The organism is Inquilinus sp. CAU 1745 (assembly GCF_039839375.1).
GTDB lineage: Bacteria > Pseudomonadota > Alphaproteobacteria > DSM-16000 > Inquilinaceae > JBDOQU01.
In genome coordinates, this window is sequence record NZ_JBDOQU010000013.1 from 114,015 (window position 1) to 132,703 (window position 18,689).

Consider the following 18,689-nt stretch of genomic DNA (forward strand, 5'->3'; position numbering starts at 1 on the left):
CGGGGGCGATGGAGCGCGGCGCGCGGGAAACCGTCCGGACGCTCAGGACCGGCCTTTCCCGTCTCGCCTACGGCAACCCGCTCTACACCCTGACGCTCGGCCGGAACGGCCCGCGCGACCTGGTGCTGGTGCCGCCCGATCCCTGGCCGGGGGACGCCGAGAAGGGTTCGGCGCTGCTGGGCGGCTGCTACGCCTTCGCCGGCCAGACCGTCCGGTCCGACGCGCCGCTCTGGTCGCCGGTCGGCGCGGGCGCGGATTTCGTCGCCGAGCTTCACGGATTCGACTGGCTGCGCGACCTCCGCGCGCTGTCCGGCGACGCCGCCCGCAGGCAGGCCCGCTTCCTGGTCGGCCACTGGATCGACCGGCACGACCGCTGGGACGGGCTGACCTGGCGACCGGACATATTGGGCGCGCGGATCGCCAACTGGCTGGGCGGCCATGATTTCTTCTGCGCGTCGGCCGACGATCAGTTCCGTCTCACGATGTTCGCCAGCCTGTCCCGGCAGGCGACGCACCTGGCCCGCGCCGCGCCGGGCGAGCTTGCCGGCGCGCCGCTTCTGGTCGCGGCCAAGGGGCTGGTCTACGCCGCCCTCTGCCTGCCGGGGGATCCGGGCCGGCTGGAGGATGCGCTGGGCATCCTCGACCGTGAATTGCGGCGGCAGGTGCTGGCCGATGGCGGCCATGTCCAGCGCAATCCGGACGTTCACTTGGCCCTGCTGCGCCATCTGATCGATCTGCGCGGGCTGCTGCGCCTCGCCCATCTGCGCGATCCCGAGGTCACGGTCCCGGAAAGCCTGCAGCACGCCATCGACCGGATGACGCCGGCCTTGCGCTTCCACCGCCATGGCGACGGGCTGCTGTGCCTGTTCAACGGGTCGGGCGAGGCCGACCGGGTGATGATCGACGCGGTCATGACCCATGCCGACGCCAAGGGAAGGCCGCTGAAGAGCGCTCGGCATTCGGGATTCGAACGGGTGCAGGCCGGCCGCGCGCTGGTGCTGATGGATGCCGGCGACCCGCCGCCGCCGGGATTCGATCCGGGCGCCCATGCCGGGACACTGTCCTTCGAACTCTCCTTCGGGCGGGAGAGGATGATCGTCAATTGCGGCGCATGGCCGGGCCCGGCGGAAGGGCGCGAGGGCGCGGCCTGGGCGATGGCCCTGCGCGGGACGGCCGCCCATTCCACCGTCACCGTCGCGGACAGGAATTCCAGCGCCCTTATCGAGGATGGCGGGCTGGAGCGGCGGGCGAAGGTGACGCTGGAGCGGTCGGAGATCGAGGGCGACACGCTGATCGACGCCAGCCATGACGGCTATCGGCCGGGGCTGGGCGTCACCCACCGCCGGCGGCTCTACGTTTCGGCCGAAGGCGACGATGTGCGCGGCGAGGACAGCCTGGAGGGGCCGGCCGACATCGCCTTCGACATCCGCTTCCACCTGCATCCGGGCGTCCGCGTGTCGGCGGTGCAGAGCGGGGAGCAGGCGCTGATCCGCCTGCCCAGCGGCGTCGGCTTCCGCCTCTATGCCGACGGCGCGCCGGTGAAGGTGGAGGAAAGCGTCTATTTCGGCGCGAAGGGCGAACGCCGGCGCAGTCAGCAGATCGTGCTTTCCGGCGTGACCGACGGGCAGGGCGCGCCGGTCAAATGGGCGATCAGGCAGGAGCCGCGCGGCTGAAGCTGGAACCAGCCTTCGACAAGCGGCCGATCCGGCGCTAGAAAGGCCCCGCCTTCCCCCGCCGCACAGGAGCGTCAGCCCTCCGATGACCGCCCAGCCCGCTTCCCGTCCCATCGAACGCGCCCTGATCTCCGTCTCCGACAAGGAGGGGATCGTCGATTTCGCCCGCTTCCTGGCCGATCGCGGCGTGCAGATCCTGTCGACCGGCGGATCGGCCCGCGCGCTGGCGGAGGCCGGGGTGCCGGTCAAGGAAGTGTCGGAGCATACGGGCTTCCCGGAGATCATGGACGGCCGCGTGAAGACGCTGCATCCGCGCATCCATGGCGGCCTGCTGGCCCGGCGCGATGTGGCCGACCATGTCGAGGCGATGACCGATTACGGCATCCAGCCGATCGACCTTCTGGTGGTCAACCTCTACCCGTTCGAGGCGACGGTCGCCGCCGGGGCGGATTACGAGACGGCGATCGAGAATATCGACATCGGCGGCCCGGCGATGATCCGGGCGGCGGCCAAGAACCATACCCATGTCACGGTCGTGGTCGATCCGGCGGACTACGCCGCCGTCCGGCTGGACATGGAGACGGGGAACGGCGCGACCAGCGCGGATCTGCGCCGCCGGCTGGCCCACACCGCCTATTCCCGCACCGCCGCCTATGATTCCGCCATCTCCGCCTGGTTCTCCGGCGTGTTGGGCGACGCCTATCCCGGCCGCCTGACACTGTCCGGTGAGCGGTCCCAGGCGCTGCGCTATGGGGAGAACCCGCACCAGGGCGCCGCCCTCTACCGCACCGGGGAGACGCGGCCGGGCGTCGCCACGGCCCGGCAGCTCCAGGGCAAGGAGCTGAGCTTCAACAACATCAACGACACCGACGCGGCGTTCGAACTGGTGTCGGAGTTCGAGGAGCCGGCGGTCGCCATCATCAAGCACGCCAACCCGTCCGGCACGGCGATCGGGGAGACGCTGGCCGAAGCCTACGACCGGGCGCTGGCCTGCGACCCCGTCAGCGCCTTCGGCGGCATCGTCGCGGTCAACCGGCCGCTGGACGCCATCACCGCCAACCGGCTGACCGACATCTTCCTGGAGGTCGTGATCGCCCCCGACGCGTCGGAAGAGGCGCGGGAGATCCTGGCGGCGAAGAAGAACCTTCGCCTGCTGCTGACCGGCGGCATGGCCGATCCGCGCGCGCCGGGCATGAATGTCCGCAGCGTCGCGGGCGGCCTGTTGTTCCAGAGCCGGGACGGCGGCCATGTCACGACCGACGATCTGAAGGTCGTGACCCGCCGCGCGCCGACGGCGGCGGAGCTGGCGGACCTGCTGTTCGCCTTCCGGGTCGCCAAGCACGTCAAGTCGAACGCCATCGTCTATGCGAAGAACCGCGCGACGGTCGGAGTCGGCGCCGGGCAGATGAGCCGCATCGACAGCGCCCGCATCGCCGCCCGCAAGGCTGCCGACTTCGCCCGCGACGCCGGGGAGGCGGAGACGCGGACCAAGGGATCCGCCGTGGCGTCGGACGCCTTCTTCCCCTTCGCCGACGGCCTTCTGACGACCATCGAGGCGGGCGCGACGGCGGTCATCCAGCCCGGCGGGTCGGTCCGGGACGCGGAAGTCATCGACGCCGCAGACAAGGCCGGCATCGCCATGGTGTTCACCGGCATGCGCCATTTCCGCCACTGAGCCGCCTCGCCCCGCCTTCCCCCCAAACCGGAGCGTGTCGTGCCCGTCACCCTTCGTCCCGCCGGCCCCGCCGACGCCCGCGCCGTCGCCGAGGCGCACACGGCAAGCTGGGCCACCACCTATCCCGGTGTCCTCCCCGCGCCCCTGATCGCCGGTCGCACGGTTGAAAGCCGCACCGTTGAATGGACCGGCTACCTGACCGATCCGCGCGGCATTCTGATCGTGGCGGAGGAACCTGACGGCCGCGTCGCCGGCTTCGTCAACGTCCAGCCGCCCCGGAATCCGGCCGACAGCGACTATGATTGCGAGATCAGCCACCTCTATCTGCGGGAAGACTGCCAGCGTCTCGGCCTGGGCCGGAAGCTGATGCGCGCCGCGGCGGACGCCGCCGCGCAGCGGGGTTGGCGGTCGGCCGTCGTCCAGGCCTTCAAGGGCAATCCCGGCGCCGGCTTCTATCCCCGCCTCGGCGCCCGCCGCCTGGGCGAACGCGCCATCGGCATGGACGGGCTGACCGTGTTCGAGACCGTCTATGGCTGGGACGATTTCCCGGCCGCGATGGGCTGAGCTTACCCGGCCGCCGCCACAACCGGCCTGCGCCGCCGCACGATCCTGAACGCCGCCGCGAGGGCGACGATGGCGGCGGCGATGAAGACCGCCATCAGCGGCGGCACTGTCGCCGCCATCTCGGCCGGCGTCCGGGCCTCGGCGATGCCGAAGGCGTTGCCGGCGACGCCGGTCAGCGCCGCGCCCAGAGCGATGCCCGCCGTCTCAGCCGTCGGGATGGCCGACGCCGTGCGGTCCTCCTCCCCCGGCTCCGCCCCGGCCATGACATGGCCGCTGAGGAACGCCCAGCATATGCCGAAGCCCGATCCCATGATCGCGATCGCCAGCCCCGCCATCGGCAGCGGCCCGGTCGACAACGTCACCGCGCCGAGCGCCATCCCGCCGCCGGCAAGCAGCGGCCCGGCCAGGATCGCCGCCCCCGTCGCGCGGTGCGGCAGGCGGGGCACGATGTTCGCCGCCGCCGTCCAGGCCAGCGCCTCCAGCGCGACCAGATAGCCCGCAATGAGCGGCGTCGCGCCATGCACGGTCTGGAGGATGTAGGCGCCATAGATCGACACCGGCATGGTCGACACGATCATCGAGCATTTGGCCGTCAGCCCCAGCCCGACGGGGCTGGAGAAGGAGAAGGCCGCCCGGGGGAAGATCGGCTCCGCCGAGCGCTGGTCCAGCGCCGCCGCCAGGACGACCAGGCCGATGCCCGCCGCGACCGCGAGAGCGGCCGACGCCACGCCGGCCAGATTGGCGGCGAGCCCGATCGAAAGGATGCCGGCCGCCAGCAGCGAGAGCCGCCCGATCGGCAGCGCCGCGCCCCGGCCGGCATCGGCGTCGCGCGGCAGGACGGCCAGCGTCATGATGAGCAGGAGGGCGGCCGGGACGAGCATCGCCAGATAGGCGAACCGCCAGTCCACCAGCTGGGTCAGGAGACCGCCCAGCGCCGGCCCGGCCAGCGCCGCCACGCCCCAGACGGCCGCGATCATGGCGAAGATCCGCGGCCACAGCGCCTGGGGGAAATACGTCCGCACGAGGATGTAGCAGAGCGCCGCCGCCAGCCCGGACCCCGCGCCTTGCAACAGTCGTCCGCCCAGGAGCACGGGCATGGTCGGGGCCAGCGCGCAGAGGGCGGACCCGGCGGCGAAGGTGATGACGCCCAGCGCGATGCCGCGCCTGAGCCCGATGCGGGCGCGCATCCAGCCGGCGGAAGCGGAGACGACGATCGACGCGGTGATGTAGATCGTGGTCGCCCAACTCAGGAGCGCGACGCCCCCGATCTCCACCACCGCGCTGGGCAGCACGGTCACCGACACCATGGAGTTGGTGGCCCAGACGGAGATGCAGAGCCCGATGATCGAGGCGATCAGGGCGTGCTGGCGGTTGTCGAGCAGCGTAGGAGCGATATGGGTGACCCGGGCCATGATACTAATCCAAGTTATTTCTTGGAAAAATCCAGCGGGCTGTTGAATAAGTCAAGCGACATCTTGCATAATTAGCGGATGAGCCGAACCATTCCCGCCGATCGCATCCTTTTCCTGCTCAAGAGCAAGGGGCCCCGCAACGCCGCCGCGCTGGCCGGAGAGCTGGGCGTGACATCGGAAGCCGCCCGCCAGCAGCTCGTCAAGCTGAAGGCCGAAGGGCTGGTCGACCATCGGGAGATCGCCGCCGGCATCGGCCGCCCCGCGCGCCTCTGGGCGCTGACCGACGCCGCAAACGCCCGCTTCCCAGACACCCATGCGGAGCTTGCCGTCCAGTTGCTGGGCGGCGTCCGCGACCTGTTCGGCGCTGAAGGGCTCGACCGGCTGATCGCGGAGCGCGAGCGGGCCAACCTCGCCGCCTATTCCAGGGAGACGGCGTCGGCCGAATCGCTGGAGGAGAAGGTCCGGGCGCTGGCGGCCATCCGCAGCAGGGAGGGCTACATGGCCGACTGGCGGGCCGAGGGCGACGGTTTCCTGCTGGTGGAGAACCATTGCCCGATCTGCGCCGCGGCGGCGGCCTGCCAGGGATTTTGCCGGTCGGAGCTGGCCCTATTCCGGGCAACGCTGGGACCGGACGCGACAGTAGAGCGAACCGATCATATTCTTGCCGGCGCGCGGCGCTGCGCCTATCGCATCACGCCGGCTGCTGGCTAGATTCGACGGCAGACGGCCTCCACCAGCGCCACCCGCCCTTCCTCCAGGTTGCGGCGCTGGTTCTCCATCATCGCCTTGAAGGCGTCGCCGAAGATCAGATGGACGCCCAGCGGACGGCGCGGCGCGCCTTGCGCCTTCTCCGCCATCCGGGCGAACCAGTCGCGCCCGGCCTCCGTCCTGTCTTCCCAATGGAGGATCTTGAAACCGGCGCGGGTCAGCAGCCGCCGCAGCTCCTCCGCCGTCGCCAGATGGCTGATCGACGAATCCCCCGCCCAGGGAACCGGATAGCGCACCTCGCCTCCCGGCCCCTGGAGCACGTCATAGAGCGCGAAGCGCCCGCCCGGATGCAGCACCCGCCTTGTTTCGGCGTAGAGCGCCTCCTTGTCCTCGATGTTCATCGACGCGTGCTGGGACCAGACGACATCGAAGCTCTCATCCCCGAACGGCATGTCCAGCGCGTCCGCCGCGCGGTAATCCACCAGCGCCCCCAGTCCGGTCCAGCCGGCCAGCGCAGTCGCCGTCTCGCAGAAGGAGGCGCTGAGATCGATGCCCGTGACTTCGCATCCATAGGTGTCGGCCAGCAGGCGGGACGGCCCGCCGAGGCCGCTGCCCACGTCCAGCACCCGCATCTCCGGCGTCAGTTGCAGCCTCTCCGCCAGTTCGAGCGTGGCCTTGCGGCCCCTGACATGCAGCTCGTCGATCGGCGCGAGATCCTCCGGCCCGATGGAATCGATCGATTTCCCCGACTGCTCCAGCGCCCTTCGGATCGCCGCCGTCAGCCCTTCCGTCGCATATTGCGCTTCCACCCCCATCTTCATCCCCGTTCAGGAACCGGCTGCGGCCGGCCGACATTGCGCACCGTCAGAAGAATCGCCCCGCCGGCGATCAGGAACAAGAGGATGGTCGCCATGCCGGCCCGCTGGCTGTCGAAAAGGCCGGTCGCTGCGGCGAAGGCCAGGGGGCCGAGGAACGCCACCGCCTTGCCGGTCATGGCGTAGAGGCCGAACATCTCCGTCTCCATCTCGTCGGGCGCCATCCGCGCCATCATCGACCGGCTGGCCGCCTGGGCCGGGCCGACGAAGATGCCGAGCCCCAGCGCCAGCCCGATGAAGAGCGTGATGTCGGAGATCAGCACCAGCGGCAGGCCGAAAGCCAGCAGCCCGGCGAGCGCGATCAGGATGGTCGGCTTGGGCCCGATATGGTCGTCCAGGAAGGCGAATCCGGCAGCCCCGATCCCGGCCGTGACGTTGAGCCCGATGGCGAAGATCAGGATCTGTTCGAAACTCATCCCGAAGGTGCCGGCGGCATAGAGCCCGCCGACCGCGAACAGCGTGTTGAGCCCGTCGCGATAGAGCGCGCTGGCGAGGAGAAACCGGGCGATGTCGCCATAGCGGCGGACCTCCCGCAGCGTGCGGGCAAGTTGCGCCAGCCCCTCCCGGACCGCCCGGCCGGCCGGAACGCCGGTCGCCGGCTCGTCCGGGGTGAAGAGGAAGAGCGGCAGTGCGAAGAGCGTGAACCATGCAGCCACCAGCAGGGTCACCGCCCGCACCGGCTCCTGGCTTTCCGGGTCCAGCCCGAAGGGCGGCGGCTCCGCCTGGACCAGCCCGAACAGGGCCGCCACCAGGGAGAGTAATCCGCCGACATAGCCAAGCCCCCAGCCCCATCCCGACAGCCGCCCGACCATTCCCGGCGGCGCCACCGATGGCAGCATGGCGCTGTAGAACACGTCGCAGAGGGCGAAACTGGTGCTGGAAAGCGCCACCAGGACCAGGGCGTAGAGGGTGAAGGAGGGATCGGGTTCCGCGAACCACAGCAGCGTCGTCATCCCGACCGTCAGCCCCACCAGCACGGCCAGCCACGGCTTCCGCCGGCCCGTCCGGTCGGCGATCGCGCCCAGAACGGGAGAGAGGATCGCGACCATCAGCCCCGACGCGCCGATCGCATAGCCCCAGAGGGCGCTGCCCGTCGTCTCATCCCCATGGATGCCGCGCGCGAAATAGACCGAGAAGATGAAGGTGCCGATGACCGTGTTGAAGGCGGAATTGGCCCAGTCGAACAGGCACCAGGAGAAGAGGCCCAGCTTGCCCGCGGGCCGGGCCGCAGATCGGGCCGAAACGTTCGTCACGGTCATGGAAGTCCGATCGGCAGTCGGTCACGAGACCGGCACCATGCCAGAGAGGCCAACGCCGCGCATCCCTTTCGGCGGCCGGTCAATGCGGGCCGTTGATTTCCTTCGGCGGCCGTTCCGGCTGCTCCGGCGGGTTGGGCGGGAATTCCTCGGGATCGAGCGGCGGCTCCTCCACCGGCACATCGGGAGGCAATTCCGACGGATCGTCGGGCGGAATCTTCACCGGCGGAACCGGGCGCGGCGGATCGGCGGGTGGTCGCGGAATGCCCATGCCTTTCCAAACACCTCAGGGGGGCTGCTGTTCCGCCCTTCCGGGAACCGTTCATCCCCTGCGGCCGTTCAGGGATTATCGTCGCGGAGGAAGGATCATCATGCTGAAATTCATCGGCGGCACGATCGGAATCATCTTCATCATCGGCCTCCTGGTCGTGATCGGCATCTTGTCGCTCATCTTCTGAGCCGGTCGAGCCTCCGCACCCCCGGATGCGCCGCCACCCGGTCCAGCCAGGCGCGGATGGCGGGATAGGGCGACAGGTCGAACTCCCCTTCCTCGGCGACATGGGTGTAGGCGAACAGCGCCAGATCGGCGATCGTCAGGCCCGAATCGGTCAGGAAGGGCGCGGCCGCCAGCCGCCGCTCCATGACTGCCAGCGCCTTGTGCCCCCGCTCCCACAATTCCGGCAGGCGATCGGCGTACCGGGCCTTCGCCTTCTGGACGGCGATCCAGCTTCGCGCCACCGCGACATAGGGTTCGTGGCTGTACTGTTCGAAGAAAAGCCATTCGAGGACCCGCGTCCGCGCCAGCCCCGGCGGCGGCAGGTAATCGGTCCCCTCCGCGAAATGCGCCAGGATCGCATTCGATTCGGTTAGGACCGCGCCATCCTCCAGCACCACGACCGGAACCTTGCCGTTCGGGTTCAGCGCCAGGAACTCCGGCGTCCGCGTCGCCCCCGCCATCGAATCGATTTCGACCCACCGATAGTCCCGCCCCGCCAGCTCCAATATCTGCGCCGGCTTCCAGCAATTCCCGGAGGAGGACGATCCGTAGACGGTCAGCATGGGGGCGTTCCTGGCGATTCTACGAAAAGGTCATGCTGGACTTGATCCCATAGGCGCTAACTTTGGTCGTAATTTTCCCCTCTCCTGCTCTGCGGGAGAGGGAGGGGCCCGCCGCGAAGCGGTGGGAGGGTGAGGGTTTTGAAGCCGACGGCGGCGCTGGTACCCCGAACACCCCCACCCTCCCCACGCCTACGGCGCGGGTCCTGAGCAACCGGAAGCATAGGTGACACTATAGACCGGAGACATGGGTGACAGTTGTCCCGGTTTGTTCTGCTTTGCGGCGGGCCGGCCGGCCCGCCGCAAAGCGGCGCAGCTTGTGGGTGCGTCGGTCGATCAGCCCGAGGTCGACGTCACAGAAGCGCACCAGCCAGGCCCCGCTCTCGGTCTCTGTAATGCCGACCGGCTCGCCGACGAGCGCCTCGGAGACGAAGACCAGTTCGCCGCCCCACTTGATTTCGCCGTTGGAGCGCACCCGGCGCACGGCGTGATCGGCGGCATAGCTCGGCTCCGGCGCTGCGCCGGGATGGCGCCGGAGCGCCGGCCGGTAGCGCCGCGCCGGCGGCGTCTGGGCCAGGGCCTCGTGCGGCCGGTGAATGTTGAAGTCATCGCGCCAGGCGTCGAAGCGCGCCTGCTGGGCCGCCGCCGTGGCCGCCGGCGGACGGATCGTCTCGGCCTTGAGCGTGCCGTGCATCCGCTCGTGCCGGCCGTTCTGCTGCGGGCAACCCGGATCGATGCGCTCCAGCCGGATGCCCAGCTTGACCCACTCGACCGAGAGACGGGTCAGCCCGCCGGCGCCGATCGAGGCGAACGGCGCGCCATTGTCGCTGCGGATCGCCCGCGGCAGCCCGTGGCGACGGAACGCGGCCTCGAACACCGGCGCCGCGCCCTCTATGGTCGGGGCGACGATGCGGCAATCGATCAGGAACCGGCTCGCCGCATCGGTGATCGTCAGCGGATCGCACCGCGTCCGGTCGCCAGTGCGGAACCAGCCCTTGAAGTCGGCGCACCAGACATCGTTCGGCGCGGTCGCCGCCAGAAAGGGCTGCGTCAGCGGCAGCGCCGTGCGCCGACGCCGGCGCGGCGCCGACAAACCTTCCCGACGCAGCAGGTCGCCGATGGTCGAGGGCGCCGGCCAGGCCAACTCGGCACGGCGCTCCTCCAAAACAGCGCGCAGCTTCCTCGGCCCCCAGAACGGCCGCTCCGCCCGCAACGCCACAATCGCCGCGCGCACCTCCGCCGACAGCTCGTTCCCAGGCCGGTGCGGAGCCCGGCTGGCATCCGCCAAACCCGGCCAGCCAGACGACAGAAAACGATCACGCCACTTGTAGCCCGTCTTCCGGCTGATCCCATGCGCCGCGCACAACACCGTCATCGGCTCCGCGCTCCGCCGCCACGCCAATATGAACGCCACTCGCTCATCCATCGCACAGGTCTCTCTCCAAGGCATCGGCAAGGTCCTCCCTCGCCGATCTTGAGACCTGTCACCCATGTCTCCGGGCTAATCTGTCACCTATCTATCCGGTCCAGACCCTCCCCTCCCTCCCCCGCTTCGCAGGAGAGGGCGAAGTTGGGTCCGCGCCTCAAAGTTAGCGCCTATGGGACTTGATCCAGCATCCATGCGGTATCGACCGAAGCCGGGACCGCGCCCGGTTCTTCACCGTCGGTAAGGCGGCTCCAGCCCATGGATTCCAGCCTTCGCTGGAATGACGGGAAAGAGAAGGCCTCGCCTCTCTTCCCCCATGGCGAGCCCGCCAACAGCCGCCGCCCCTTAGCTCGCCATCAGGCCGCGGAGGCGGCGGTTGGCAACAGCGAGCATGGAGAGGTCGACCGTGTCCATCGCCCGCAGCTCCGCGATCAACTGGTCGATCCGTTCGATCGGCTGGCGGCGGCGGTCGATCCAGGCTTCGATCAGCGCCGGCGCGTCGGATCGCGATATCTCGCCGTCCGCGCGGTCGATCACCCGGTGGGAGAGGTCGGCCTGGAGCGCGTAGAGGTCGTCCAGGATGGCCGCGATTGCCTGCTTCTGCCAATGGTTGGAGGCCTGGACCTTGAGCGCGCTGTCCCGGAGCCAGGCGATGCCCAACCGGCGGCCGACATCGAAATAGACCGAGGCCGCGTCGGTCAGGCCGACATCGGCGGCATCGGTGATCTGAACGAGGTCGACGCCGGCCGCCAGCACGTTGAGCGAGGAGATGTGCCGGGCAAGGTCCTCCGGCGCCCCCTGCTCTATCATCGCCGCCGCGCGCCGGTCGATCACCGTTCGCGCGTCGGGGTAGAGCACGCCGTCGATCTCCTTCGTCAGCGCCTCGATCGCCGGACGCAGATGGGCGATCTGGCGGTCGACCTCCAGCCGCTCTCCGCCCTGGCGCAGGATCCAGCTCGTCGTCCGCTCCACCAGCCGGCGGATATAGAGCATCATCTGCGTCTGCACCTCCGCCGGCACCTTGGCGTCCAGCTCCTCGATCCGCTGCCACAGCGACCGCAGCTCGAAGCTGTCGCGGACGATGAGGTAGGCGCGCGCGATGTCGGCCGGGCCCATGCCGGTCTTGTCGATCATCTCCGCCACGAAGGTCGGGCCGGTGCGGTTGATGAGCGAGTTGGTGACAAAGGTCGCCACGATCTCCCGCGACAAAGTGTGCCGCTTGATCGGCGCTGCGTACTTCTTCCGCAGCGGTTCGGGGAAGTAGAGGCGGAGGTCGTCCTCCAGCGCCGGGTCGTCCGGCAGGTCCGACGCCAGGAGCGCATCGTAGAGCGTGATCTTAGAATAGGAGAGCAGCACCGACAGCTCCGGCCGGGTCAGCCCCTCGCGCCGGCCCAGCCGTTCGGTCAGCTCCTCGTCATTGGGCAGCATCTCGATCGCGCGGTCGAGATGCCCTGCCTTCTCCAGCCCCTTCATGAACCGCGCCTGCTGGTCCAGAAGCTCCGTCGCCTCCGCCATAGTCATGGTCAGCGCCTGGGTCTGGAGGTAGTTGTCGCGCAGGCAGAGGCCGCCGACCTCCTCCGTCATCCGCTCCAGGAGGGCGTTGCGCTGCTTCAGCGTCATGTCCCCGGCCGCGACCACCGCGTTCAGCAGGATCTTGATGTTGACCTCATGGTCGGAGCAGTCGACGCCGGCTGAATTGTCGATGAAGTCGGTGTTGAGCTTGCCGCCACCGCTGGCGCCGTCCGCCCGGCCGCCCTTCAGCGCGTATTCGATCCGGCCGCGCTGGGTGACGGCGAGGTTGGCGCCTTCCCCGATCACGCGCGCGCAGATCCGCGCCGCATCGACCCGCAGGCTGTCATTGGCCTTGTCGCCGACCTCCGCATGACTTTCGTCACGCGCCTTCACATAGGTGCCGATGCCGCCGAACCACAGCAGGTCCACCGGCGCCCGCAGCATCGCGGAGATCAGTTCGTTCGGCGTCACCGATTCGCGGTCGAGGCCGGTCAGCGCCTGCATTTCGCGCGTCAGCTTCACCGCCTTGGCCTTACGGTCGAACACGCCGCCGCCCTTGGAGATCAGCTTCTGGTCGTACTGGTCCCATGACCCGCGGCCGAGATCGTAGAGCCGCTGGCGCTCCTTGAAGCTGATAGCGGCGTCGGGGTCCGGGTCGACGAAGATGTGCAGATGGTTGAACGCCGCCTGAAGCCGGGTGTGCCGGCTGCACAGCATGCCGTTGCCGAACACGTCGCCGGACATGTCGCCGACGCCGATGACGGTGAAATCCTCGTTCTGGATGTCGACGCCCAACTCCCGGAAATGGCGCTTCACGCCTTCCCACGCGCCGCGCGCGGTGATGCCCATCTTCTTATGGTCGTAACCGGCCGACCCGCCCGAGGCGAAGGCATCGTCCAGCCAGAAGCCGTATTCCTGGGAAATGCCGTTGGCGATGTCGGAGAAGCTGGCCGTGCCCTTGTCGGCCGCGACGACCAGATAGGGGTCGTCCTCATCGTGCCGAACAACGGTAGGCGGATGCGCGACCCCTGCGTCCGAAAGGTTGTCGGTCACGTCCAGAAGGCCGCGCATCAGCATCTTGTAGCATTCGATGCCCTCGGCCTGGAACGCCTCCCGCCCGCCCTCGCGCGGCGGACGCTTCACCACGAACCCGCCCTTCGAGCCCACGGGCACGATGACGGCGTTCTTCACCATCTGTGCCTTCATCAGGCCCAGCACCTCGGTCCGGAAATCTTCCCGCCGGTCGGACCAGCGGATGCCGCCGCGCGCGACCTTGCCGCCGCGCAGATGGATGCCCTCCATGCGCGGCGAATAGACGAAGATCTCCCGCCACGGCCGGGGCAGCGGCAGTTCGTCGACCTGGCTGCTGTCCAGCTTGAAGGAAAGGTAGGGCTTGGGCTCGCCGTCCGCGCCCTTCTGGTAGAAGTTCGTGCGGAGCGTGACCCGGACCAGATTGGCGTAGCGCCGGATGATCCGGTCCTCGTCCAGGTTCGGCACGTTCTCGAGCTCCCGCTCGATCTCCGCCATCTGGCTGCGCTCCACCAGCTCGCGATCGGTCTCTCGCGCCGGGTCGAAGCGCGCCTCGAACATCTCCACGATCCGGCGGGTGATGTCCGGATGGCGGGCCAGCGTGTCCTCCAGGCTGTCCTGGCTGAAGGAGACCCGCGCCTGGCGCAGATATTTGCCGTAGGCGCGCAGGACCGTCACCTCCCGCCAGCCCAGCCCGGCGGCCAACACCAGCCGGTTGAACCCGTCATCCTCCATCGCGCCGTACCAGAGCCGGGCGAACGCCTCCTGGAAGATCGGCTTGATCCTGCCGACGTCGATCGCCGCGCCGTCGCGGCTTTCGGCGGTGAAATCATGGATCCAGACCGGCTCGTCCCGGTCCTCCGGCTGCACCTCGTACGGATTCTCCGCGATCACCTTGAGGCCCATATTCTCCAGCATGGGCAGCACGTCGGAGAGCGGGACCGGCCGGGCGGCGTGATAGAGCTTGAACCGGACCCTGTTCTCCGCCGATTCGATCGGCCGGTAGAGGTTGAGCCCGATGATCCCCGTATCGATCACCTGCTCTATCCGCTCAAGATCGTGCAGCGACGCCTGGGGGTTGGTCTGTTCGCGATAGGCGGTCGGGAAGGCTTCCCGGTAACGGCGGAGATAGGTCAGCCCGGCCTCCTCCCCCTTGGCGGAGACCAGCGCCTCCTGGAGCTTGTCGGACCAGGTGCGTCCGGCCTCGACCAGCCGCGCCTCCACCTCCTCCCGCGTCACGTCGGGGATCTTCCCCGGCTTGGTCCGGACGATGAGGTGGACGCGCGCGTGCGCGCCTTCTCCGAACTGGGGCTGGAAGGCGGTGACCGTGCCGTTGAACGCCTTCTCCAATATGTGCTGGTACTTGCGGCGCAGATCGGTGTTGTACCGGTCGCGCGGCGCGTAGATCAGGCAGGAGACGAACCGTTCGTACGGATCCTTGCGCAGGAACAGGGCCGTGCGCTGGCGTTCCTGCAGGTGCAGGATGCCGAGCCCTATGTCCAGAAGCTCGTCGCCGGATATCTGGAATAGCTCGTCCCGCGGGAAGGTATCCAGTATATGGGTCAGCGCCTTGCCGTCATGGCTGTGCGGATCGAAGCCGGCGCGCGCCAGCGTCCGCGTCACCTTCTGGCGCAGGAACGGGATGTCGCGCGCGCTGCGGTTGTAGGCGACGGAAGTGAACAGACCGACGAACATCCGTTCGCCCGTCACCTCGCCCTTCGGGCCGAAGGATTTGACGATCACGACATCCATCGGCGAGGCGCGGTGGACGGTCGCCAGCCGGTTGGCCTTGGTCACCATCAGCAGCTTCGGCTGCTTCATGAAGGCCTGGACCTCCGGCGGCAGGGTCGCGTACTGCCGCATGCCCTGGAAGACCGAGACCTCGTTCTCCTTGAGGATGCCGAGCCCGCTGCCGTCCGCGATCCTGTAATCCGTCCGCCCCTTCTCCTGGGAGAAGCCGTATTCCCGGTAGCCCAGGAAGGTGAAATGGTCGGCGTTCATCCAGTGCAGGAAATCGACGACCTCCGTCGTCTCCTCCGTCGGCAAGGGCGGCGGGTTCGCCTTCAGCGCGCCGATGACGTCGTCCACCTTGCCGCGCATGGTCCGCCAGTCGGTGACGGCGCGGCGGACTTCCTGAAGCACCTTCTCCAGCGTGGCGCGGATGGCGTCCAGGGTGGTTTCCGACGATTGCTCGTCCACCTCCACATGCATGAAGCTTTCCGGCCGCAGAGTCTCGCTCGGCTCGCCCTGCACCTGGAGTTCGACCAGCGCGCCCTTGGCGTCTCGCGCGGCCAGCACGATGGGATGGACGACCAGATGGACGGTCAGCCCGTGACCGTTCAGCGCCGCGGTCACCGAATCGACCAGGAAGGGCATGTCATCATTGACGATCTCGACGATCGTATGGCCGGCGTCCCAGCCATGCTCGTCATGATCGGGGTTGAAGACCCGGATCTTCGGCTGGCCGGGCGTCCGGATCGCGCCGAACTGGAAGAGGCCGAGGGCCGCGCCGTAGAGAGCCTCCCGCTCCGTATGGGCGAGGTCGTCCGGCGGCACGTTCCGGAAATAGAGCCGGGCGAATCGCTCGACCGTCTCCACCTTCTCCTTCGGCAGCCGCTCCCTGATCTGGGCGGCCAGTGTTTCGATCAGCTCCGCCTTCTGCTGGTCGGCTTTGATCGGCATCGCGTTTCCTCTTCGATTGCGAGGCGCTTTGGGCACGCGCCCCTCCCGTCGACGGCACGCTACTCCAACAAGATGCGGAAGGCCAAAGGTCCGTCGCGGCGGATTCTCCACAAATCCGGCGCCTGAACCCCTGAATCGCCGGTGACGGCGCGGAAAGGCCATTGCGCGCCGCGACCAAACGTCCTTTCGGACCGTGACGGCAACCATGATAGACAGGGATTAGGGACTTTTCGGATTGAGCAACCATGATGAGCGTCGCCGAACGCCGCGCCCTCGCGGCCGCTGAAATCCATGAACGCACCGGAATTGACGAGGCGATGATCGATCGCCTGGTCCGCGCCTTCTACGCCCGCGTCAGGCAGGACGGAATGCTGGGCCCGATCTTCGCCGCACGGATCGAGGATTGGGAACCGCACCTCCAGCGCATGTGCGCCTTCTGGTCCTCCGTCGCCCTGTCGACCGGCCGCTATCAGGGCCAGCCGGTGGGCAAGCACGTGCCCCTGCCGGTCGACGGCGAGCATTTCGACCGGTGGCTGGCGCTGTTCGAGGAGGTTGCGGCGGAGATCTGCCCGCCCGCCGCCGCAAGCCATTTCGTCGAGCGGGCCCGGCGGATCGCCGAAAGCCTGGAACTGAGCGTCGCCGCCAGCCACGGCGTCCTGCTGGGCAAGGGCGAACGCTTCTCCTGGCCTGTCGCGGAGAAAACCTCATGACCGGCGGCGACAAGGATGATGGGGAGGTGGGCAGCTTCGCCTCCCCGCCCTGCTTCATGCATGAGCTGGACCCTGCCTATCTGGGCCTGCCTTCCGAGCCCGACCGGCAGCAGCGCACCGACGTGATGCGGTGGCGGAAGGCCGAGCGCCAGAGGCTGATCGGAGAGAGGGTGGCGATCCCGGCGGAAGACCGGAAGCGCCACACCGCCCGGATCACCGATGCGCTGGACGAAATGATCGGCGATGTCGCGGGTTTGACCGTCAGCACCTACTGGCCGTTCCGGGGAGAACCCGATCTCCGCCCCTGGATGAAGGCCATCATCGCGCGCGGCGGCCGATGCGCCCTGCCCGTGGTCGTCGAACGCGGCGCGCCGCTGGTCTTCCGGGCCTGGACGCCGGGCGCGCGGCTGGAGCATGGAATCTGGAACATCCCGATCCCGGCCGACGGGCAGGAGATCGTCCCGGACATCACCATCGCGCCGGTGGTCGGATTCGACCATTCCTGCTACCGGCTGGGCTATGGCGGCGGCTTCTTCGACCGGACCTTGGCAGCCCTTGACCCAAGGCCGCGGGCAATCGGCATCGGCTATGTGACGGCGGCGCTGGCGACGATCTACCCCCAGCCGCACGACATCCCGATGACCGCGATCGTCACGCAGGACGGGATCCTGACCCCCGGTCCAGCATGACCGTCGCAATCCGCGCGATCCTGGTCGGGACCGTATCGCCGCTGGGTCCGCGCGGCGTTGCGAGCGGCATCGACAAACATGCCGTCTCCGGCCCCGTCGCCGTGCGCATCGATGGGCTTGCCGGCGATGAGCAGGGCGACCGGAAGCATCATGGCGGTCCTGAGAAGGCCATCCATCACTACCCTTTCGATCATTACGCCGCCTGGCGGCGGAATCATCCCGATATAGCGTGGCGATTGGGCGCGGAGGGCGCGTTCGGCGAGAATCTTTCGACCCTCGGGATGACCGAGGACGATGTCTGCATCGGCGATGTCTATCGGCTGGGAACCGCCCTGATGGAGGTTTCGCAGGGACGGCAACCCTGCTGGCGGCTGAACGAGCGGTTCGCCAATCGCGGAATGGCCCGCCATGTTCAGGAGAGCGGCCGCACGGGCTGGTATTATCGCGTGCTGGAGGAAGGTGCGGTCTCCGCCGGCGACGTGATCGTCCTGCAGGACCGACCGGCGGGGACGATGTCGCTCGGCCGGATTGCCGAAATCCTCTATCGCAAGACGCTGGATGTAGACGCTCTTTCGGCGCTTGCCGAACTGCCACGCCTATCGGAATCATGGCGGACGCTGGCGAGGCGCAGGCTGGCCTCGATGAATGTCGAAGACTGGTCGCACCGGCTGACGACGCCGCTGGAGGCGTGATGACGAACGCAGTGGACAGGCCTTCCTTCCTGGGCGAGGCGGTGATCCGGGACATCCCCGACGCCGTCATCTATGCCGACCGAACGGGCGCGATCCGCTTCTGGAACGCCGGGGCGACACGAATCTTCGGGTTTTCCGAGGAGGAGGCGCTGGGCCGTTCGCTCGACATCATCATTCCCGAAAGGCTGCGCCGACGACATTGGGACGGCTACGACCGGATGATGGGGACTGGAAAGTCACGCTATGGAGCGGACGAGATCCTGTCGGTCCCGGCGGTGACGAAGTCCGGAGAGACCCTGTCGATCCAGTTCACCGTCGCCCCGGTCCTGGCGGTCGATGGCGGAATCGAGGGCATCGTCTCCATCCTCCGCGACGCCACCGCGACCTTCGGGGAGCTGAAACGGCTTCGCAAGATCGCCGCCCGCGCCAAGGCCGCCGGAATCGAGGAGCCGCCGGCTTAGGGCCGGGATGAGGACTTTCCTCATGGTGAGCCCGTCGAACCATGCGGTGTCGATGTCGGCCGGGACGCACCCGGTTCTTCACCGCCAGTGAAGCGGCGCTTGCCCATGGATTCCGGATCAAGTCCGGAATGACCAACAAAAACAATGTCATGCTGGACTTGATCCCATAGGCGCTAACTTACTATGAGGTGGGCGTAAGCTTGGCGTTTTCTTGGGGGTTCTCTGAGCCTGTAGAGGGTTCTTGGTGTTGGTCTGGCGGGCATGGGCCG

At 68.4% G+C, this 18,689-nt stretch carries 16 protein-coding genes; 9 read left to right on the forward strand and 7 right to left on the reverse strand.

Going from position 1 to position 18,689, the window contains the following annotated elements:
• The first annotated feature begins 8 nt into the window (after positions 1-8).
• The 3 genes from AAFN89_RS15345 to AAFN89_RS15355 all read left to right on the forward strand — a co-directional run bounded on the left by AAFN89_RS15345 (position 9) and on the right by AAFN89_RS15355 (position 3,912).
• Positions 9-1,673 carry a heparinase II/III family protein gene (locus tag AAFN89_RS15345; protein ID WP_347539973.1) on the forward strand — a complete coding sequence of 555 codons (1,665 nt, stop codon included), beginning with the start codon at positions 9-11 and terminating at the stop codon, positions 1,671-1,673.
• Between the two features lie 85 nt (positions 1,674-1,758).
• Positions 1,759-3,348, forward strand: a complete 1,590-nt coding sequence (gene purH / locus AAFN89_RS15350) for a bifunctional phosphoribosylaminoimidazolecarboxamide formyltransferase/IMP cyclohydrolase (RefSeq protein WP_347539975.1) — start codon at positions 1,759-1,761, stop codon at positions 3,346-3,348.
• Positions 3,349-3,387: 39 nt separating this feature from the next.
• Positions 3,388-3,912, forward strand: a complete 525-nt coding sequence (locus AAFN89_RS15355; protein ID WP_347539976.1) for a GNAT family N-acetyltransferase — start codon at positions 3,388-3,390, stop codon at positions 3,910-3,912.
• 2 nt (positions 3,913-3,914) lie between these two features.
• On the opposite strand, the gene AAFN89_RS15360 is transcribed toward AAFN89_RS15355, so the two are convergent.
• Complete coding sequence (locus tag AAFN89_RS15360; protein WP_347539978.1) at positions 3,915-5,324, reverse strand: MFS transporter; 1,410 nt, start codon at positions 5,322-5,324, stop codon at positions 3,915-3,917.
• Between the two features lie 78 nt (positions 5,325-5,402).
• On the opposite strand from AAFN89_RS15360, the gene AAFN89_RS15365 reads away from it, so the two are divergent.
• Positions 5,403-6,035, forward strand: a complete 633-nt coding sequence (locus AAFN89_RS15365; protein ID WP_347539979.1) for a metalloregulator ArsR/SmtB family transcription factor — start codon at positions 5,403-5,405, stop codon at positions 6,033-6,035.
• Here AAFN89_RS15365 and AAFN89_RS15370 read toward each other — a convergent pair.
• The 3 genes from AAFN89_RS15370 to AAFN89_RS15380 form a co-directional block, all read right to left on the reverse strand.
• Positions 6,032-6,841: a methyltransferase domain-containing protein gene (locus AAFN89_RS15370; protein WP_347539980.1), complete on the reverse strand. Its 810-nt coding sequence runs from the start codon at positions 6,839-6,841 to the stop codon at positions 6,032-6,034. The genes AAFN89_RS15365 and AAFN89_RS15370 overlap by 4 nt on opposite strands.
• Before the next feature lie 8 nt (positions 6,842-6,849).
• The gene (locus AAFN89_RS15375; RefSeq protein ID WP_347539982.1) at positions 6,850-8,166 is read right to left on the reverse strand and encodes an MFS transporter; all 1,317 of its coding nucleotides are present in this window, start codon (positions 8,164-8,166) and stop codon (positions 6,850-6,852) included.
• Positions 8,167-8,245: 79 nt separating this feature from the next.
• On the reverse strand, positions 8,246-8,434 hold the full coding sequence (locus AAFN89_RS15380) for a hypothetical protein (RefSeq protein ID WP_347539983.1): 189 nt from the start codon (positions 8,432-8,434) through the stop codon (positions 8,246-8,248).
• Here AAFN89_RS15380 and AAFN89_RS15385 point away from each other — a divergent pair.
• Positions 8,433-8,621 carry a hypothetical protein gene (locus AAFN89_RS15385; protein ID WP_347539984.1) on the forward strand — a complete coding sequence of 63 codons (189 nt, stop codon included), beginning with the start codon at positions 8,433-8,435 and terminating at the stop codon, positions 8,619-8,621. The genes AAFN89_RS15380 and AAFN89_RS15385 overlap by 2 nt on opposite strands.
• On the opposite strand, the gene AAFN89_RS15390 is transcribed toward AAFN89_RS15385, so the two are convergent.
• The 3 genes from AAFN89_RS15390 to AAFN89_RS15400 form a co-directional block, all read right to left on the reverse strand.
• The gene (locus AAFN89_RS15390) at positions 8,611-9,222 is read right to left on the reverse strand and encodes a glutathione S-transferase family protein (RefSeq protein ID WP_347539985.1); all 612 of its coding nucleotides are present in this window, start codon (positions 9,220-9,222) and stop codon (positions 8,611-8,613) included. The two genes, AAFN89_RS15385 and AAFN89_RS15390, sit on opposite strands and share 11 nt — an antisense overlap.
• Positions 9,223-9,451: 229 nt before the next feature.
• Entirely contained in the window at positions 9,452-10,669 is a 1,218-nt protein-coding gene (locus AAFN89_RS15395) for an integrase core domain-containing protein (RefSeq protein WP_347539986.1), read from the reverse strand.
• Positions 10,670-10,990: 321 nt separating this feature from the next.
• Positions 10,991-15,868, reverse strand: a complete 4,878-nt coding sequence (locus AAFN89_RS15400; RefSeq protein WP_347539987.1) for an NAD-glutamate dehydrogenase — start codon at positions 15,866-15,868, stop codon at positions 10,991-10,993.
• 245 nt (positions 15,869-16,113) lie between these two features.
• Between AAFN89_RS15400 and AAFN89_RS15405 the strand changes: the two genes are divergently transcribed.
• Genes AAFN89_RS15405 through AAFN89_RS15420 form a run of 4 tightly spaced genes read left to right on the forward strand, consistent with a single transcriptional unit; the run spans position 16,114 to position 18,420 of the window.
• Entirely contained in the window at positions 16,114-16,578 is a 465-nt protein-coding gene (locus AAFN89_RS15405; protein WP_347539988.1) for a group III truncated hemoglobin, read from the forward strand.
• A complete protein-coding gene (locus AAFN89_RS15410; RefSeq protein WP_347539989.1) occupies positions 16,575-17,267 on the forward strand; it encodes a 5-formyltetrahydrofolate cyclo-ligase in 693 nt (230 codons plus the stop codon). The genes AAFN89_RS15405 and AAFN89_RS15410 overlap by 4 nt, the downstream gene beginning before the upstream one ends.
• A complete protein-coding gene (locus AAFN89_RS15415) occupies positions 17,264-17,959 on the forward strand; it encodes an MOSC domain-containing protein (protein WP_347539991.1) in 696 nt (231 codons plus the stop codon). Before AAFN89_RS15410 ends, AAFN89_RS15415 begins: the two co-directional genes overlap by 4 nt.
• Positions 17,959-18,420, forward strand: a complete 462-nt coding sequence (locus tag AAFN89_RS15420) for a PAS domain S-box protein (RefSeq protein ID WP_347539992.1) — start codon at positions 17,959-17,961, stop codon at positions 18,418-18,420. Before AAFN89_RS15415 ends, AAFN89_RS15420 begins: the two co-directional genes overlap by 1 nt.
• Positions 18,421-18,689: the final 269 nt, after the last annotated feature.

Excerpts from the sequence above, each read along its gene's own strand:
- AAFN89_RS15380 (WP_347539983.1), bottom strand. The coding sequence starts at position 8,434 with ATGGGCATTCCGCGACCACCCGCCGATCCGCCGCGCCCGGTTCCGCCG.
- AAFN89_RS15420 (WP_347539992.1), top strand. The coding sequence starts at position 17,959 with ATGACGAACGCAGTGGACAGGCCTTCCTTCCTGGGCGAGGCGGTGATC.
- AAFN89_RS15345 (WP_347539973.1), top strand. The coding sequence starts at position 9 with ATGGAGCGCGGCGCGCGGGAAACCGTCCGGACGCTCAGGACCGGCCTT.
- AAFN89_RS15390 (WP_347539985.1), bottom strand. The coding sequence starts at position 9,222 with ATGCTGACCGTCTACGGATCGTCCTCCTCCGGGAATTGCTGGAAGCCG.
- AAFN89_RS15415 (WP_347539991.1), top strand. The coding sequence starts at position 17,264 with ATGACCGTCGCAATCCGCGCGATCCTGGTCGGGACCGTATCGCCGCTG.
- AAFN89_RS15410 (WP_347539989.1), top strand. The coding sequence starts at position 16,575 with ATGACCGGCGGCGACAAGGATGATGGGGAGGTGGGCAGCTTCGCCTCC.
- AAFN89_RS15395 (WP_347539986.1), bottom strand. The coding sequence starts at position 10,669 with ATGCCTTGGAGAGAGACCTGTGCGATGGATGAGCGAGTGGCGTTCATA.
- AAFN89_RS15400 (WP_347539987.1), bottom strand. The coding sequence starts at position 15,868 with ATGCCGATCAAAGCCGACCAGCAGAAGGCGGAGCTGATCGAAACACTG.
- purH (WP_347539975.1), top strand. The coding sequence starts at position 1,759 with ATGACCGCCCAGCCCGCTTCCCGTCCCATCGAACGCGCCCTGATCTCC.
- AAFN89_RS15365 (WP_347539979.1), top strand. The coding sequence starts at position 5,403 with ATGAGCCGAACCATTCCCGCCGATCGCATCCTTTTCCTGCTCAAGAGC.
- AAFN89_RS15360 (WP_347539978.1), bottom strand. The coding sequence starts at position 5,324 with ATGGCCCGGGTCACCCATATCGCTCCTACGCTGCTCGACAACCGCCAG.
- AAFN89_RS15375 (WP_347539982.1), bottom strand. The coding sequence starts at position 8,166 with ATGACCGTGACGAACGTTTCGGCCCGATCTGCGGCCCGGCCCGCGGGC.
- AAFN89_RS15405 (WP_347539988.1), top strand. The coding sequence starts at position 16,114 with ATGATGAGCGTCGCCGAACGCCGCGCCCTCGCGGCCGCTGAAATCCAT.
- AAFN89_RS15385 (WP_347539984.1), top strand. The coding sequence starts at position 8,433 with ATGCCTTTCCAAACACCTCAGGGGGGCTGCTGTTCCGCCCTTCCGGGA.